This window comes from Paenibacillus ilasis (assembly GCF_043195395.1).
Taxonomy (GTDB): Bacteria; Bacillota; Bacilli; order Paenibacillales; family Paenibacillaceae; genus Paenibacillus_AQ; species Paenibacillus_AQ lautus.
In genome coordinates, this window is the sequence record NZ_JBHDJG010000001.1 from 2,064,796 (window position 1) to 2,082,277 (window position 17,482).

Sequence of the window (17,482 nt, forward strand, 5' to 3'; positions counted from 1 at the left end):
ACACTGTAGAGGAGATATGCTAAATTCTTTGCGAGTATATGAACTACATAAATACCAGAACATCATGATGTAGCTCACTCTTAATCGGGGAGGGATGCCGCGATCCTTACTTGGTAAAACGATCCATTTTACCGCTACAGGTCGGACAGTTGTTTTGTCTATAGTACATTCCATTATAGAAATGAGGATGAATTAATGAACGTAACCCACAGCAAGCCTCGCGTGAAGGAGGGACTCCATCGCCTGTGTCTCGCGATTTGTGTCACGTTACTGACGGCGGTTTTCTTCCCGGCAAGCGCCTCGGCGGACATTAGAAAAAGTTACAGTAATCCTATCGATTTGGGCTCCCCGATGCAAAGCGTTGCGATTTATGACGGGGCATTCGGAATTCAGGACGGGCGCGAGGTTATGTACACAACGGTATCCGGCAAGCCGGCTATCTTTCATGTCATTGATCTGAAAACCAAAGAAGTGCTGAGCACGCACCCGTTAACGGGATCCGAAAGCTCTTGGACGCATTTGACGACCCCTGACGGGACGGTGTATATCGGGGGGAACGGTACACTGTACTCCTACTCTCCGGTGACTAAACAATTGAAAGTTCTGGGCGGCATCGGTGAGCAGGTCGTATATGGCTTGTCTCACGATGAGGAGGGCCGGGTCTACTTCGGTTCTTATCCCCATGCGAAAGCGGGCCGCTATGATCCTTCTACAGGGGAAATGAAAGACTACGGCATCGTAGGCACGGGCCAAAGCTACAGTCGTTCCACTGCGTATCATGACGGATATCTGTATGTCGGTATCGGGATAGAAGGCAGCATTGTGAAGGTCAATGTGGAGTCTGGCGAGAAGGAGACCATCCAGCTTCCGAGCTACAACGGAGCGGTTGATATCGGCATGGTGAACCAGTTGGATGTTGCGGGCAAATATTTGGTTGCGGGCATCAGCAAAGGAAACAGCGCGCTTCTGTTCTATGATCTGGAGCTGCAGCAGTGGAGCGAGACATACCACTTGAACAATAAAGGCATTCGTCTCTCTTATGGACCGGAAGGCAGCAATAAAATCTATTTCGTACAGAATAACCATCTGATGGAAGTGGATTTAAATACCCTTGCTGCTGTTGACACCGGTGTGGTGTACGGAACGTTCCTGCGTAATACGGCCTGGGTGGAGGTTCCGAACGATCCGGATCTTCCAGGTGTTTCTCTTGCAACCGTTCAATTCGGCGGCAGTGTAGCCTTCATGAATCTTACGACCAAGCAGGTTAAGGCGATTCCGTATCCAGTGAATGGCAACCCGATTCCTGTTCAGACGATGGAGAACGGTCCGGATGGACGTCTGTTCATTAGCGGTTACCCTGGGGGTACAGGGTCTGCGTATTCGATAGAGACCGGTACCTTCGAGACCTTCCCTATGGGTCAGTCGGAAGGGATGGTGTCCATGAACGGCAAGATGTATATGGGCGTTTATCCTGGCGCGGATATCTTTGAATACAATGCGGAAAATCCGACGCAGCGCAAAAGCCTGTTTAAAATTACCGGGCAGGACCGACCGTTCATCATGAGAGCCGCGGAGGGCAAGCTGTTTATCGGTACCATTCCGGATTACGGCAAACTCGGCGGATCCCTAACCATTTATGATCCGGTCAACGGCAGCAATTATACCGAATACAAGAACGTCATCAACAATCAGTCGATTGTCGGCATTGCGGTGAAAGACGGCAAGGTTTACGGGTCCACTACCGTTGCTGGCGGACTGGGCATCACTCCTTCAGAACCGGCGGCCAAATTGTTTATCTGGGACATCGCGACCGGTAAAGTAGAGAAGGAATGGGTACCTTCCATTGAAGGCGCTTCTCCTACGCCTCATATTATCAGCGGTACCAGTTTTGGTCCGGACGGCCTGCTGTGGGCGGCTTTTGACGGAACGATTTTCGCTGTAGACCCGAACACCCAGGCAATTGTCAAAAGCAAGACGATTTACGAAGGTGTTGAGAAATACGGCAATTGGCGTCCGGTCTATATTCGCTGGAGCGAGGACGGCCTCATGTATCTGACGCTTGCCGGTCATGTCACCGTGGTCGATCCGGAAACGATGGAGCACAAGACGCTGGCGGAATCCCAACACGTGAATTTGGGACATGACGGCAACATTTACTACACGAACGATACGCAGCTGATGAAGATTGAAGTGTCTGATGGGGCGGCACCGGATAGGCTGGGCTCCCTGATGGACGATATTCAGTCCTGGAAGTCGCAGGGGGATATCAGCCATCCGCTTAGTCAGCAGATCGGCAATGCGCTGAAACAAGCGGAGCTGAAGCATAAGCAGGGCAAGAAGGATCAGGCCGTAAAGCATCTGAACGATGCGCTCAAACATCTGAATAAAGCCAAAGCGGGAAGTATTACGGAAGAGAAACGTTCGGAAGTGGAGCAGCGCATACAAGCGATCATTGGTGAATGGTCCTGATTTTTGCAGGGAATCGCTTTAAATAGATTTTCATTGCAGGAAAAACATCTGCGTATAAAAAGTCGCCTACTGGGCGACTTTTTTTCTCTTCCCGATGATGTGTTAATATAAATATGGTTTTTAAGATGAGTTGAATGGATTTTTCCACAACCAAATCAATATTGAATTTATTCATCAGCTGTGGGATTCCTATCTCCAAGGGAAATTCCAAAAATGAATCATGGTGCAAGTTTTTTTAGACAGAAAGGAGAGCAAACATGAAAATAATCATTGTTGGGGCAAGCGGTACGATTGGACAAGCGGTCGCCAAGGAACTAGGGAAAAAACATGAAATTATTCGTGCCGGAAGGAACGGAATGGACGTAACGGTTGATATTACATCGATGGAGAGCATCAAAAACATGTATGAGCAAGTTGGGAAAGTGGATGCAGTCATTAGTGCAACAGGAGGCGCTCATTTTGCTTCTATTACAGAATTAACGCCAGAGTTAAACGAAATAGGGATTGAAAGCAAACTGAAAGGACAAATCAATTTAGTTCTTTTGGGAATGAACTATGTTAATGACAGTGGAAGCTTTACTTTAACTACGGGGATCATGATGGATGATCCCATTCCGCTAGGCGCATCGGCAGCCATGGCAAATGGTGGTGTTAAAGCGTTCGTGAAGTCCGCCTCGATTGAAATGCCTAGGGGAATCCGGATAAATAGTGTTAGCCCTAATGTCTTACAAGAATCACTGGGGAAATATGGCGACTTTTTTCCCGGCTTTGAAGCAGTTCCTGCTAGTCGCGTAGTTCTTGCTTTCAAAAAAAGCGTAGAAGGAGCTCAAACTGGACAAAATTATGAAGTTTATTAATCACATATATTGAAAGTCGCGGAAATCGCGGCTTTTTTTGTTTTAACGATGGCGAAAATCATGGAAGACTAGGACTTCATGTTTTAAGCTCAAACCAGCCAGTCACTACCCAATGACCCAAAAGTCCCTCTTGCTGAGCCAGCAGAAGCCTAATGGTTTGGGTTAATTAGTATGACCAACCAAAGCACACCTTTCGGACGAATACCGACAAAATTTTATAGACGAAAAGAATCATTTTTTCGGGAAGTTTGATGAAATGGGTGTACGCTGCGTGTTGGATATAATACGATCAGACAAAGTATTTTTATTCATTACTACGAATGAACTCGAATCACGCAGATAAACGGAGGGAAACACTGTGAAATTATTAGGGACGATTATGATTGTAATGGGGAGCTTCTTCTTGCTCGGCATAGGATGTACGGATCAGGAGCAGGGAGTGGCAACGAAGCTTGGACAATCCGAACAGAACGGCGACGATATACGCGTTCCGCACAATGAGCGGCTTCATTTGTCCACCGACAAGAAGTGGATTGAGGAAGAAGGGCATCAGTCTGATCTGATTCGATTGCAATGGACGGCGGAAAGGGCCAAGCCGGCGATCGTCTGGGTTGACGAGAATGGCAAGGACAAGACGGCGATCATTTCCCATGACAAGGCAAACAATCCGGAGCAGCAGGATCATAAGCATATCTCGTTCGAGACGACTATGTCGCCGACTGGTCAATACCCCAACCAGTTGTTTACCCGGTTTGAAATTCCGTTTGACACCGACGTAAGCGAGATCCGTACGCATTCGTCCAATTTCAATGTCATGAGTGGTATCTTGCGGGTAGCCGGCGAAAGCGGGACGAACCGGGATATCCAACTAAGTGCAGCCGGCAAGGATAATGAGACGACACCGAGATGGGCCGTACGGGCCGACAGTTTAGAGGAATCGGGTGACAATGCAGGTGCCAACCTGCAGTTCGTCCGTTATGGAGATGACGGCAAAGTGCTCGATTCCCCACTCACCGTGCAGCGCAGTGACGGCAATATCGGAATTGGCACGAATGAACCCGACACCAAGCTTGATGTAAACGGGGATATGCTGCGTCTTCGCGAAAAGTATACGCCCGCTTCGTCCACTGCTGCATGCAGCCAAGGCCAGATCTCTTGGGACGACAAATATGTATATGTTTGCGTTGCCCAAAACAATTGGAAAAGGACCGAACTATCCTCCTGGTAGTTTCTGCGCCGCTGATCTGTATCAAGATCAGCGGCTTTTTTTGTTATTAGCTATGTTCTAATGCCGCTGATTTCTTCGACTAGGGTCTAGGTCCAATTCAGTCTCAGGAAGGATTTGGAGTAAACGAGCCTAAGGTACAATGAGATGTAATGAAATCTACATTGGATCTTCCGCAATCCGCAATTTACTTCAAGCTTTAAGCTGAAAGGTGTCCCAAGACCATGAGAAAATTGAAAAAAACATTAAGAATTATCGGTATAACACTAATAGGGCTACTCATAACAGCCCTAATTTTTCCTACATGGACATCGTCCATCAAAGGTGAAAATAGTATTAGCATATTAGAACAAGTAGAGATCAATGGAAGCAAGCAAGAACTGATGATACGCGGCAATGACAAGAATAATCCCGTCATTTTATATGTACACGGAGGACCTGGAGCCCCGGAAATCCCATATGCGGCGGCATATCAAGACTTGTTGGAAACCCGGTTTACGGTTGTTCATTACGACCAAAGAGCCAGCGGAAAATCCTATCATTTTTTTGAGGACTACTCTAATCTTACATCGGAATTGCTGGTAGATGACTTGTTGGCATTGACCGATTATGTTTCGGAGCGCCTGGGCAAAGAAAAGGTAATCCTTATTGGACATTCTTATGGCACGTATATTGCTGCACAGGCGGCCCAAAAGGCACCCGAAAAATACGAGGCTTACGTGGGGATTGGTCAGATGGGGGATACCGTAACAAGCGAGATGGACAGCTTGACCTACTTAATCAGCCAAGCTCAACAGGCCGGCAACGCAGAAGACGTCTTATATCTGCAAGGACTAACCGATAAAATCAAAAAGGGCGAGATGTTCACTCCACGAAATTATGTCATTCAATATGGTGGAGCTTCAAGACTTATTGACAGTCCCGACGGCGATAGCCTCGGGATGCTATTAAGCAGCGAGTATAACTTAATGGACGTCATTCGGTATAACGTCGGGATATCATATTCTCAAAAGATTTTGTTGCAGGAGGTTATAGAACATCCGTTGCCAACGCTTGTAACGAAACTTGAAATACCGTGCTACTTTATCATGGGCGATTATGACTATATGACGTCCTCCCATGCAGCAAAAGATTTTTTTGATAGGCTTGAAGCCGATCAGAAGGAGTTTATCGCGTTTGATCAATCTGCCCATTATCCGCAATTTGAAGAGAAGGGGAAATTTTTTGAATGGGTGTCCGAGACATTTCTTTAGCATGCATTCTGCAATACTGGAATTGGGCAATTCACCTATATAGGAAATGGCAATATAATGTAGTATTTCTTTTATGTAAAGGAGAGCTACCATGTACAAACTCACTTTAACTGCGGCTAAGAAGTTATTGGAGACTGCTGAACACCAAGCACGACAAATGGGTCTTAATTCTGATGTAGCGATCGTCGATGAAGGGGGAAACCTCATTGCCTTTCATCGAATGGACAATGCCAGAATAGCAGGTATCGATATTGCCATCGGCAAGGCTTGGACCAGCGTAGCGATGCAAATGCCGACAGCGAATTTAGCGCAATCCGCGCTTCCAGGCGGGGCTACATTTGGCATTAATACAACGAATCAGGGGAGAGTCGTTATACTTGGTGGGGGGATTCCGCTCGTTCACGAAGGCAAGGTTGTCGGCGGCATTGGTGTAAGCGGAGGAACAAGCGCACAAGATATTGACGTTGCCAATGCAGCAGTGCAAGCTTTTGAAAATATGAGATGTAATGAAATCCAATATGCAAACGCTCGGATTGGCACGGTACAACAGTCGTTTACTTATTAACGGCTCTCCTGCTACGATGGTAAGGGCAGGCTGCTTCTATGCAAGAAGCGGCCTGTCTTCATTCTATCTGCGATTGTATCTGGGCTTATGTCACGATTGCCGGAATGGAAAATGTCGAAGATCTAGCCTATGCGTACTTTAAAAACCGCGATGATCGTGGTTTTTTTTTGTTTTAACAAAAACAATAAAAGCTTATATATACTTATTGATTGTTTTAAATTACTTATATATACTTATATTTAGGATGTAAATGCTTAAGCAGGGAGGGATAGGATGTGTTCCAAGAGGAACGATTAGTAAAAATCCTGGATTACTTAAAACAACATAAAACGATGAGTGTTGGAGAGATATGCTCATTCTTTCAAGTGTCGCGGGATACCGCGCGCAGGGATATCGTCAGATTAGTTCAAGAAGGAGTTGTTGTTCGAACGCACGGAGGGGTAGCCTTGCCTGAACTGCAAAAGGAACTGACTTCTTATCAGGAACGGCTTATTGATCAGCCGACGAGCAAGAACGTGATAGGCGAGCATGCCGCTAAACTGATTCGGGACCACGAAACGGTATTCTTGGACGTATCTACGACCGTACAATTTGTTGCGGAACATATTCAAGCCAAACAGATAACAGCGGTTACGCATTCCATAGATAATGTAGGGATACTCTCCAAGCGAGAAGATCTGAGCATCTACGTGCTCGGAGGTTACCTGCATACCCAAAACCGGCTATTATACGGTCCTTCCGTCATTGATAAAATCAGTGAAATCCGTGCCGACAAAGCGTTCATCGGTGCGACGGCAATTCAACCTGACGGACTCTATTATCCATACGAAGAAGATGTCCGGGTGAAGAGAGAAATGGCGCGGCGCTCGGACCAGGTTATACTTGTTGCGGATCATACCAAATTCGCGGTGAAATCGAGGTTCAAGTTAGACTTTGATCACGTGGATATTATTGTAACCGATCAATCGATTCCCGCTGAAATACAAGAAATATTAGACAACAAGAATATTACACTTATAGAGTGTCAGACTCATAACCAACGGGAAGGAGCTTAAGTAGTAATGAACAACAAAATCATTCAACATGTTAAAGTCCACCTGCCTCATCAAATACTTCCTTCTGCAACGGTCTGGATTACGAACGGGAAGTTGACGAGAATAGAACCGACGCAAGAAATGGAAAAGATCGAAGGCGATGATGAACGAATTGATGGCAAAGGAATGTGGCTCTTACCGGGGATGATTGATGTTCATATTCATGGGGCCAATGGCTATGACATGATGGACGGAACCGAGGACAGCATTCAAGAAGTATCACGGGCTTGTGCTGCAACCGGATGCACCTCGTTTCTGGCAACTTCCGTGAGTTCGACGATGGAAGACCTGCTGAACATGATTCGCAGCGTGAAATCTGTAATCGGACGAGAACAAGGGGCAAGGATCGCTGGCATTCACTTGGAAGGCCCCTATTTGAATCCGAAGCGTAAAGGGATGCAAAACGAGAAATATCTTCGCCATCCGAATCTGGAAGAAATAAAGTTGATTTTTCAGGAAGCGGGTTCGCTCATTAAAATGGTAACGATCGCACCAGAATTGCCTGGAGGATTGGAGCTCATATCCTATCTGAAAGAGCAGGATGTTGTGATTGCCGTAGCTCATTCCGATGCCACGTACGAGGAAGCAAAGCTGGCTTTCGCAGCCGGAGCGAGTCATGTAACCCATTGTTTTAACGGCATGAGACCGATTCACCATCGAGATCCCGGAATGATTGTAGCCGCATTCGAAGAACCGCATGTAAGCTTGCAAGCGATTGTCGATCAAGTCCATCTTCATCCAGCCATTGTCAGATTAATGCACCGACTCAAAGGACCTGCTGGCATGGTGCTTATTACGGATGCGCTTCAGGCGATGGGATTAGGTGATGGTACTTATATGTTTGGAGGTCATCATGTTACCGTTTCCGAGGGGATTGCAAGGCTTGCGGATGGCACTTTAGCATCAAGTACCGTGACTATGAATGAAGCGTTACGTCTGACCGTAGCTAACGGAATATCAATGGAGGATGCCGTGCACATGGCTTCAACAACGCCGGCCCGTATTCTAGATTTATCTCGTAAAGGAAAAATCGAGGTAGGATACGATGCGGATCTCGTCCTGATGGACGAATCGTATCAAGTGCAGTGGACGATGATTGAGGGTAAGCTCTATTGTTAGAATGGAAGTAATCACAAGAGGCTGGTGTAAAGTTGACTAAACCTATTCGTTGCCTATATCCCATACATGACCAATGTTATCATTACCCCATATCAGGTGCGCAGCTGATGTGTATAACCATTGTTGATGTAAAGGAGATATGAACATGAGTAAAGACAGTATAATTAAGTCCATGCTTTCGGATCAGGTAAGTATGACACCAAATGGATTTGTCGCAGATGAATTAAGCCCAACTCAGTTTGCAGATTGTTACGAGTTGTTTTTTGACAAAGTCTTGGAAATTAGTGCAGCGGATATAGCGGGAATAGAAGGCTATGGTGAGTTCAACGAGGATTGTAAAACAGAGTATAGCACCTGCAGGCAATTTCTAATTGACACATTTGCAGAAGATAAAGAAGGATACTGGTTTAATTGGAAGGAGCTCTTTGATACAACGATTTTAGATCGTGACTTTGTCGAAAAATACTTGATGGAAATGGACGCTAGAATTGATTATTGTGAAGGAAAACGTTATTTAGTTAATAATAACACGTTTTTTGAAATAATGATCACAGATGGAAAAACGACGGTCGGATTCCCAGACTGGAGCAGATCCGGCATATGCGATTTCCTTTTAGACTTTGTCATTATGGACTTAAATAAGCCTTACTTAAACATACCTGAATTGTTATTCGAGTACTGCAAAAAAAGGAACATTGTCATTCCGGATTTTAAAGAACGATTTTTATGTATGGCGTATTATAAGGGAATCGATGTTTTGCGATGGCATGCGTCGATCGATGACATAGAATCTTGCAATTCTATTATGAAATCTATCGGTCAACTGAAGGATCGAATATACGCCTTATAAAGGGTGATCCTATGAAATATGAAAATGCCAGCGATATCATACCTGAGAAGTTATTGAAAGAAATTCAGAAATACGCTGCAGGAAAACTTCTTTATATTCCTACTGGAGAGGAAAAAAGGGGTTGGGGGGAGAAGTCGGGTTACCGAAATCAATTACAAAGGCGTAATATTATGATTCGCAATAAGTATGCCAATGGGGTAACGGTTTCGGAACTTGCGGACGAGTACTTTTTATCTTTGGATTCCATTAAGAAAATCATTTATTCGAAGAAAAATGACCAACAATTCACTTATGCTCCAACTGTACGATCGGCAGTGCAATATGCGAATATCGGAATGCTCGAAGAATGGATTCATTGTTATATGCTCCACTCCCGAAATGCTGCTCCTAGGTTACATGATTTTATGAGAAAAGAGTATTTGTATTTCGGTGTTGTTAAATTTCCTTTGCGTCTCATCGAACTTAATGGAATCATGCCTGGGAAAGACTGTACCGATGAAGCAGACGCAGCTGCTCTTCCACCGCTTCTTATTGAGTATAAAGAAGGCAAATTTTATTGCATCGAACAGAAGAATGTATTAGCTGCACTAAAACAATGCAAAGTAAATGCTTATCCAACCATAATTGTGCTGAAGGAAACAACGGATTATAAAAGGTTTATGAAATACTATGAAAACGTCTTGTTTTATATTAATCAAGCATGACTTGCGATTGGAAGAAGGATTCGTACGCATTGCGTCATACAACATACAGCGGGGGTGCCCCAAGGTCTTTGGACCTTTTGGGGCACCCCTTTTTTTGCATTTAAAAACTTCAACAGCTTATTCGGACTTGTGTTGCTTCAATTTGTAATCGGATGAAAAGAAGTCACCATTGTGGTATCAGAAAGTCATATGGATAGTGGTTGACCAAAACCATTGGTTATAGAATGAGGGTGTAAGGGTTTACATGACGTGATAAGAAGGGGCTGGAACATGAGGGGTTCGTCTCATTTAAGGAAGAGGCTGAAGAAGTATAAGTGGCTGCTGCTAATGACACTGCCGGGGATCGTCTACTTGTTCATCAACAACTATGTCCCGATGTACGGTGTGATTCTAGCATTTAAAAACTATAATTATGTCGATGGCATATGGGGAAGCGCGTGGGCGGGTTTCGATAACTTTAAATTCTTGTTCAACTCACAGGATGCGTACGTTATTACCCGGAATACCTTCCTTTATAATTTCGTTTTTATTGTGCTGAACCTGGTTTTAGCCGTTCTGGTAGCGCTGCTGATTAATGAAATTAAGGATAAAGCAATCAGCCGTTTCTATCAAAGCACATTCCTGCTGCCGCATATCATCTCGATGGTCGTAGTCGCCTATCTGGTCTACAGCTTTTTGAATGTGGATAGCGGACTTGTGAACAGGTTATTGATCCATTGGTTTGGTTCTGAGGCTGTATCTTGGTATGGGGAACCGAAGTATTGGCCGTACATCCTGGTCATCGTCAATGCATGGAAGAACGTAGGTTATCTATCCATCATCTATTTTGCCTCCATTATCGGGATAGACAAAGAATATTATGAAGCCGCCACGATTGATGGTGCAACCAAGTGGAAGCAAATGACCCGGATCACCATCCCGCTTATTTTGCCAGTCATCACCACCATGACCCTGCTTGCGGTCAGCGGCATTCTCCGGTCGGACTTTGGATTATTCTATCAGGTTCCTATGAATACAGGCGCTCTAATCCCGACAACGAATACCATCGATACCTTTGTCTATCGTGCCATGATTCAATCGGGGGATATCGGCATGTCGACAGCGGCTGGATTCTATCAATCCGTTGTTTGTTTAGTGCTCATCCTAGTAGCCAATACGGCAGTAAGACGCATTAATAAACGTGACGCTTTATTTTAACAGAGGGGGGAGGTAGAAATGGTGAAGGTGTTGAGTACTAAAAAATGGATCGGCGCATCCTCGATTCACCTGTTCTTCTGGGCCTTTACAGTTGCTTCGTTAATTCCGTTTATCCTGGTCTTTATGGTGTCGATCTCCAGTGAAGATTCCATTCTGCAGAACGGATACTCGTTGTTTCCCAGTCAAATCAGCTTTGCGGCCTATCAATTTTTGTTCCATGATTTTTCGGAAATAGCGAAAGCTTACGGCGTTACGATCTTGACCACGCTCGTTGGAACGGTGGTAAGCCTGTTGATAACAGCGCTTTTTGCTTATCCGTTATCTAGGCCCGAGCTGCCGTTTCGACGCACCATTTCCTTTTATATTTTTTTCACCATGCTGTTTGGCGGCGGAATGGTACCTTGGTATATCACTTATGTAAATATGTTTGATCTGAAAAATACGATTTTCGCCATGATCATTCCCAACTTGCTGTTAAGTGCCTTCAATGTGCTGCTCATTCGGAGCTTTTTCGCCTCGACCATACCTGAATCCGTGGTTGAATCCGCGACGATTGACGGTGCAAGCGAACTGAAGATTTTCTTTAAAATCGTCGTTCCGCTTTCGTTGCCGATTATGGCCACGATTGGACTGTTTAACACGTTATCCTACTGGAATGACTGGTACAACTGTATGCTGTTTATCGATAAACCTGAATTATATAACATCCAATATCTGATGACAAAGACGCTTACGAACATTCAGTATCTTCTAATGAAGTCTAACAGTTCGGCTCAGGTTGGGGACCTGCTCGCCAAGATGCCAAGGGAAACCGTCCGCATGGCACTTGCGATTGTCGGCATTGCCCCCTTGATGTTCGCCTACCCGTTCTTTCAGAAGTATTACATTAGCGGGATCACAACCGGTGCCGTAAAAGGTTAACAGCCATACGATCGTTCATTAGAGGAGGTGGGGCAGGTTAGCGATTCGCACTCCAATTCGTATAAAAGTTAATAGTTGAGAGGAGAACTCAAGGATATGAAAAAAGCGCATCATCTGGTGCTTATGATCATGCTTTGCGGAATGCTGGCATTAACAGGCTGCAGTAAGGGGGGGACCGAAAATACTTCGGATACCGGGGGCAAACAAACCGATGAAACAGGACAACATTCAGATTCCTCACTCAAACCGTATAAAATAACGCTCGTATATCCGGCAACCGCTCCTAAAGACTTGCTCCTTGTTCAGGACGAAATGAGCAAATATCTAACGGAAAAGATAAATGCAACCATTGAGCTCAAGCCTATTGAGTGGGCTTCATGGGATGATAAGACCAACTTGATGAAAATCTCGAATGAGCCGTTTGATCTGATGTTTACGGCCAGCTGGTTCTCGTATCCGAAGGATGTCGCTAAAGGGCAGTATCTGGAACTTGATGATTTGATGGCCGAACACGGAAAAGATATTCCGGGTATCCTTGGCGAGGAATTTATTAAGGGATCCAGAATTGGCGGCAAGCTGTATGCACTTCCTACCAAGAAAGAATTCGGCCAGGGTTTCGGATTCCTGCTTGATAAGAAGTTGGTTGATAAATACAAGTTTGATACGAATGGCATCAAAACGCTGGAAGATATGGAAGCCATGTTCCAAACCATTAAGGACAATGAACCTGGCGTGACTCCCATCGTTTCAAGCAAATTCACAAACGTTTGGGAAGCCGCCAATTATGATGGCATCGTTGCCAATCTCTCGATTCCACGAGGAAGTAAAGAGTTGAAAGCCGTGGATACCCTGGAGGATCCGAAGTTCATCGATTTTTATAAACGGATGCATCAGTGGAATCAGAACGGTTGGTTTGATAAGGATATCCTGACATCAGACGCTGATCAAGGGATGAATATGATTAAGGCGGGTAAAGCCTTTGCAGTTGCCCAATCCTTGAAGCCAGGGAAAGACAAGGAGATGACCATAAGCTCGGGCGTTGAGGTGGTGCAAGTTGAAACGGCGGAGCCGTTTACGACGACAGGAGACGCGCAAGGCGCGATGCTGGGTATTTCACGAACGTCCAAAGATCCTGCACGAGCCATGATGTTCCTTAATCTGCTGTACAGCGATCCGAAGCTGCTCAATATGCTGGATTGGGGTATCGAAGGCATTCACTATGTGAAGAAATCCGATAACATGATTGATTTTCCCGAAGGCGTGAACGCGGACACGCAAACTTATCCGAATCCGGGGGGCTGGATGTTCGGGAATCAATTCAACTCCTATCTATGGACAAACGAGGATCCGAATAAGTGGGAAGAGTTTAAGAAGTTTAATGAAAGAGCGGAGCATTCCATCGCGCTCGGATTTGCTTTTAATCAAGAGCCTGTCAAATCGGAGATGGCATCCATTGCGAATGTCGAGAAAGAGTTTGGAGCTTCGTTAAGATCCGGAGCGGTGGATCCTGAAAAAATCATTGCCAAGTGGAAAGAAAAACGGAAATCTGCCGGCTTTGACAAAGTGAAAGCCGAAGTTGAAAAACAGCTGGCGGCGTGGGCAGAAACTCAGAAGTAACGAAGATAAGGAATAGGGGGATTCCGAACCGGGACTATCGTTGTGTGTCCTATAAGGGATTCCTTTTTTTCCTATGTGTGACTATACTCAGAGTGTAGATGACCTGCTATAGTTCAAAGCCATTCTGCTAACTTTCCATGAAGCCGGGGTAGTGTATGCCTATGTTGAATATTAAAGACTCGCTTCGCTTTAAGCTAATCATCGGATTCTTTACGATCGCGGTTCCTCTTCTGGCCCTGCTTCTCTACAACAACTACTATGCATCCAATACGATCAGGGAGCAGGTGGCGGATTCAAATAAAAATTCGATGATCCTCTATTCCCACCAGATCGAGGCGGCACTGAACAAGGAGACGAATTTTTTGTACAACATTGCTGTTGAAGATCCGAACATTGCGGCGCTCTCACAGCTTCTGAATGATCCCGATGAGTACTATCTTGCCAAAGCCAGAATCTTGAATACGCTTACGCGTTATCACCGGTTTGACAACAGCGTCGATCTTCAATTTATTTACTCCGTACAGAAGCAGGATATATTCACTACACCGATCAAGACTCAATCCTACGAAGAGCTATTGTCCATCAAAACGACCATTGAACAGCTCGTCAAGGAGGTTCAACCGGACAGCGCCTATTTCCGCGAATGGAAGGCCATTGAGTACAGCCAGCATAAATACGCGTTGATCAGACTGGTGGATACGGGGGATGATTTTTACCTCGGGGCGTTTGTAAAACTGGAGAACTTGATGATACCGCTGGATTTGATTCATCTGGAACATGGCTTTGCCAGCTTTGTGAATGAGCAGGGAGAACTGATTACCAACACGTCAGCTAGTGGAAGGAACCGCCTGAATACCTCTCTTGCCTCTGAATCCAACGAAGTGTATCAAATCGTGAAGAGGGATGATCAAAAATTTATCGTAGTCATGAATCGAATTCAGGGGACAGATGTCATACTAAGCGCTTTTGTACCCGAGTCCCAGATGCTGAAGAATCTGTATCACTTTCGTAGAGGCATTATCATCATATCCATCGTGGCTTTCATCATTCTGATTGTCTATTTGGTTTATCTCAATGAGATCATTCTGAAGCCCATGAACAATCTTGTCCGCGGAATGCGCAGGATCAAGCACGGGGACTGGAATACGCGGCTTCATACTTCTAAAGCAAAGGAATTCACGATGATCAACGAAGCTTTTAACAGCATGGCCTCCGAGATTCATGACCTGAAGATCAGCGTTTATGAGGAACAGATCAAGGCGCATAAGGCCGAACTTAAGCATTTACAGCTTCAAATCAATCCCCATTTTTTATTGAACTCCATCAATATCGTTTACAATTTGGCTGAGATCAAGAATTATAACGTGATCCAGCTCATGTGCATGAACCTCGTCAAGTATTTCCGTTTTACAACGAAGACGAATCAAGTCGCGGTGACGATTGCGGAAGAAATGGAGCATATGGAGAGTTATATCAAAATACAGCAGGTCCGGTTTCCAGAGCGAGTCACCTATGAAATACATATATCGGATGGCGCAGACCAAGCGGCCATTCCGCCGCTCTTAATTCAGCCTTTTATTGAAAATGCAATCAAATACGGATTTGATTTCATGGATCATCCTTTTCATATTGCCATACATATCTGCCTCTCCGTGCATGATCAATTGGAGATTGTGATCTCCGATAACGGGAGTGGCTTCTCCCGGGAAGTGGTGGAGCAATTGCAATCGGGCGGTTTCATGGAGAATCAGACAGGGGAGCATTTAGGAATCACCAATGTTCAGTATCGTCTTAAGCATATCTTTGGGCATATGACTCGCCTAGAGTTTGATAACGCTCCGGATTCCGGGGCCAGGATAAGAATTGTACTTCCTTTCCGAACGGTAGAGGAGTTTACTTCATATTGATGATCTGTATGGGGGTAGTCGCATGTTTAGGGCACTTATTGTAGATGACGAGATTTATGCGGTCATGGGAATTAAGAGCGGTGTGAATTGGCAGGATCTGCAGGTATCTGAAGTGTATGAGGCTTATAATATGCGCGATGCATTACAAATTTTTGAACGCACACCGATTGATATTATGATCTGTGATATTGAAATGCCCAAGGGGACAGGAATTGAGCTGCTTGAGCGGGTGAATGATATTTCTCCCGATACAGAAACCATTTTTCTAACCGCCCACTCTGCCTTTGACTTCATGAAGAGAGCGATTCAGCTGGATGGCTTCGATTATTTGTTAAAACCGATAGAATTTGATGTGCTTCAGGCAACCATAGCCAAAGCGCTGCGAACTATTCAACAGGAGCAGGAACTCCGTCATATGCGCGAGCATTACAAACCGTATTATGAGCTGTGGCGGAAGAAAAAAAGTCTGATCACGGATAAGTTCTGGAATGATGTATTTTCGGGCAGAATCGTCTGCACTCCAACTAATGTTACGGATGTTCTTGAAGAGCATGAGCTTAGCGGACTGCAAGATGCAGTATTCTTGCCTGTTCTGGTGAGCGTGGAATCCTGGCTGCGCGAGCTCAGCACAAAGGATGAAGAGATCATGGAATACGCCATCCGCAAAGGTGCATCCGAAATGCTGCTGCCGGCCGGCAAAGGAGAGGTCATTCAGACCAAACAGGGGGTGAATGTCGTCCTTATTGTTGGAGAAGAGGGGAAGGAGGGGGATGCTGCTCATGAACTGAACTTGCGCTGTGAAAAATACATTCAGGACTGTTATACCTACTTTGGTTGTAATATTTCCTGCTATATCGGCCATCACTCCACCTTGTATGAAATTGCCGATACATACAGGCAGCTGCTGGAGATGGAGTACAACAATTTGAATAAATCCAACCAAGTGTATCTGCTGGCTTCATTAGGTACCCATTCCATGAAGACGATGATTCCGCGACTATCGACCTGGACCCTCCTGATGGAGCATGGGCAGCTGGACGAAATGCAGCGAGAGATTCATGGACGTATCGAAGAGCTGAGCCGAAATCCGCAGCTTTCGGTTAGTGAGCTTGAAGGCTTCCGGCAAGAATTTATGCAAATGGTGCATTATATTCTTCATAAAAATGGACTGACTGCGTTGGAGTTGTTTCAGGATCAGGCAGGAATTCATCTGTATGCACAGCCGCGTAATCTTGAACAATTGAAAGCATCGGTTCTTCAAGTTGTTCAGGTCATCCATGATCAGCTCCATCCGAATTGCTCCGTGATACAACGTATTCAATCCTATATAAAGGAGCATTTGCACGAACCGATCACAAGAGAACAGCTGGCCGGCTTCGTACATCTCAATCCTGCTTATCTGTCCCGTCTATTCAAACGCGAGGTAGGCGAATCGATTACAGATTACATATTGTTTGTCCGGATGTCGCAGGCGAAAGATTTAATCTTGACCTCGACCATCCCCATATCCGAAGTAGCCAAAACCTTTGGCTATCATAACTTCTCGCATTTTTCCAAAATGTTCAGAAAGGTATACCGCGTTTCTCCGCAGGAGTTTAGACAGCAATCTTAATCTCAAGTGAGCGGTATATCATGACGCTATTCATTAGATCCTTTTGTTGTTTGTTTTATGACAGAAGGGCTGCCATTTGGGCAGCCCTTCAC

At 45.2% G+C, this 17,482-nt stretch carries 14 protein-coding genes; all 14 read left to right on the top strand.

Annotation, left to right across the window (positions count from 1 at the left end):
* The first annotated feature begins 195 nt into the window (after positions 1-195).
* Positions 196-2,469 (top strand): FIMAH domain-containing protein, encoded by a 2,274-nt coding sequence (locus ACETK5_RS09705; protein WP_394055329.1) that lies wholly within the window; start codon positions 196-198, stop codon positions 2,467-2,469.
* A 257-nt stretch (positions 2,470-2,726) separates the two neighbouring features.
* Positions 2,727-3,326 carry a short chain dehydrogenase gene (locus ACETK5_RS09710; protein ID WP_100537567.1) on the top strand — a complete coding sequence of 200 codons (600 nt, stop codon included), beginning with the start codon at positions 2,727-2,729 and terminating at the stop codon, positions 3,324-3,326.
* 358 nt (positions 3,327-3,684) lie between these two features.
* Complete coding sequence (locus ACETK5_RS09715) at positions 3,685-4,554, top strand: hypothetical protein (RefSeq protein ID WP_100537566.1); 870 nt, start codon at positions 3,685-3,687, stop codon at positions 4,552-4,554.
* 221 nt (positions 4,555-4,775) lie between these two features.
* Entirely contained in the window at positions 4,776-5,804 is a 1,029-nt protein-coding gene (locus ACETK5_RS09720) for an alpha/beta fold hydrolase (protein ID WP_100537565.1), read from the top strand.
* Positions 5,805-5,895: 91 nt separating this feature from the next.
* Positions 5,896-6,369, top strand: coding sequence for a GlcG/HbpS family heme-binding protein (locus ACETK5_RS09725; protein WP_100537564.1), 474 nt, complete (start codon positions 5,896-5,898; stop codon positions 6,367-6,369).
* 275 nt (positions 6,370-6,644) lie between these two features.
* Positions 6,645-7,424 carry a DeoR/GlpR family DNA-binding transcription regulator gene (locus ACETK5_RS09730; protein WP_100537563.1) on the top strand — a complete coding sequence of 260 codons (780 nt, stop codon included), beginning with the start codon at positions 6,645-6,647 and terminating at the stop codon, positions 7,422-7,424.
* Between the two features lie 6 nt (positions 7,425-7,430).
* Entirely contained in the window at positions 7,431-8,582 is a 1,152-nt protein-coding gene (gene nagA, locus ACETK5_RS09735; RefSeq protein ID WP_100537562.1) for an N-acetylglucosamine-6-phosphate deacetylase, read from the top strand.
* 145 nt (positions 8,583-8,727) lie between these two features.
* On the top strand, positions 8,728-9,432 hold the full coding sequence (locus tag ACETK5_RS09740; RefSeq protein ID WP_100537561.1) for a hypothetical protein: 705 nt from the start codon (positions 8,728-8,730) through the stop codon (positions 9,430-9,432).
* Positions 9,433-9,443: 11 nt separating this feature from the next.
* A complete protein-coding gene (locus tag ACETK5_RS09745) occupies positions 9,444-10,136 on the top strand; it encodes a CD3324 family protein (protein WP_394055333.1) in 693 nt (230 codons plus the stop codon).
* A 270-nt stretch (positions 10,137-10,406) separates the two neighbouring features.
* Complete coding sequence (locus ACETK5_RS09750) at positions 10,407-11,333, top strand: ABC transporter permease (RefSeq protein ID WP_098745917.1); 927 nt, start codon at positions 10,407-10,409, stop codon at positions 11,331-11,333.
* An 18-nt stretch (positions 11,334-11,351) separates the two neighbouring features.
* Entirely contained in the window at positions 11,352-12,254 is a 903-nt protein-coding gene (locus tag ACETK5_RS09755) for a carbohydrate ABC transporter permease (protein ID WP_394055335.1), read from the top strand.
* Between the two features lie 96 nt (positions 12,255-12,350).
* Positions 12,351-13,871: an ABC transporter substrate-binding protein gene (locus ACETK5_RS09760; RefSeq protein ID WP_394055337.1), complete on the top strand. Its 1,521-nt coding sequence runs from the start codon at positions 12,351-12,353 to the stop codon at positions 13,869-13,871.
* 161 nt (positions 13,872-14,032) lie between these two features.
* Positions 14,033-15,778: a sensor histidine kinase gene (locus tag ACETK5_RS09765; RefSeq protein WP_394055339.1), complete on the top strand. Its 1,746-nt coding sequence runs from the start codon at positions 14,033-14,035 to the stop codon at positions 15,776-15,778.
* A gap of 22 nt (positions 15,779-15,800) precedes the next feature.
* Positions 15,801-17,390, top strand: coding sequence for a response regulator (locus ACETK5_RS09770; RefSeq protein WP_394055341.1), 1,590 nt, complete (start codon positions 15,801-15,803; stop codon positions 17,388-17,390).
* The last annotated feature ends 92 nt before the right edge of the window (positions 17,391-17,482 follow it).

Excerpts from the sequence above, each read along its gene's own strand:
- ACETK5_RS09745 (WP_394055333.1), top strand. The coding sequence starts at position 9,444 with ATGAAATATGAAAATGCCAGCGATATCATACCTGAGAAGTTATTGAAA.
- ACETK5_RS09725 (WP_100537564.1), top strand. The coding sequence starts at position 5,896 with ATGTACAAACTCACTTTAACTGCGGCTAAGAAGTTATTGGAGACTGCT.
- ACETK5_RS09770 (WP_394055341.1), top strand. The coding sequence starts at position 15,801 with ATGTTTAGGGCACTTATTGTAGATGACGAGATTTATGCGGTCATGGGA.
- ACETK5_RS09765 (WP_394055339.1), top strand. The coding sequence starts at position 14,033 with ATGTTGAATATTAAAGACTCGCTTCGCTTTAAGCTAATCATCGGATTC.
- ACETK5_RS09705 (WP_394055329.1), top strand. The coding sequence starts at position 196 with ATGAACGTAACCCACAGCAAGCCTCGCGTGAAGGAGGGACTCCATCGC.
- ACETK5_RS09720 (WP_100537565.1), top strand. The coding sequence starts at position 4,776 with ATGAGAAAATTGAAAAAAACATTAAGAATTATCGGTATAACACTAATA.
- ACETK5_RS09760 (WP_394055337.1), top strand. The coding sequence starts at position 12,351 with ATGAAAAAAGCGCATCATCTGGTGCTTATGATCATGCTTTGCGGAATG.
- ACETK5_RS09755 (WP_394055335.1), top strand. The coding sequence starts at position 11,352 with ATGGTGAAGGTGTTGAGTACTAAAAAATGGATCGGCGCATCCTCGATT.
- ACETK5_RS09750 (WP_098745917.1), top strand. The coding sequence starts at position 10,407 with ATGAGGGGTTCGTCTCATTTAAGGAAGAGGCTGAAGAAGTATAAGTGG.
- nagA (WP_100537562.1), top strand. The coding sequence starts at position 7,431 with ATGAACAACAAAATCATTCAACATGTTAAAGTCCACCTGCCTCATCAA.
- ACETK5_RS09710 (WP_100537567.1), top strand. The coding sequence starts at position 2,727 with ATGAAAATAATCATTGTTGGGGCAAGCGGTACGATTGGACAAGCGGTC.
- ACETK5_RS09740 (WP_100537561.1), top strand. The coding sequence starts at position 8,728 with ATGAGTAAAGACAGTATAATTAAGTCCATGCTTTCGGATCAGGTAAGT.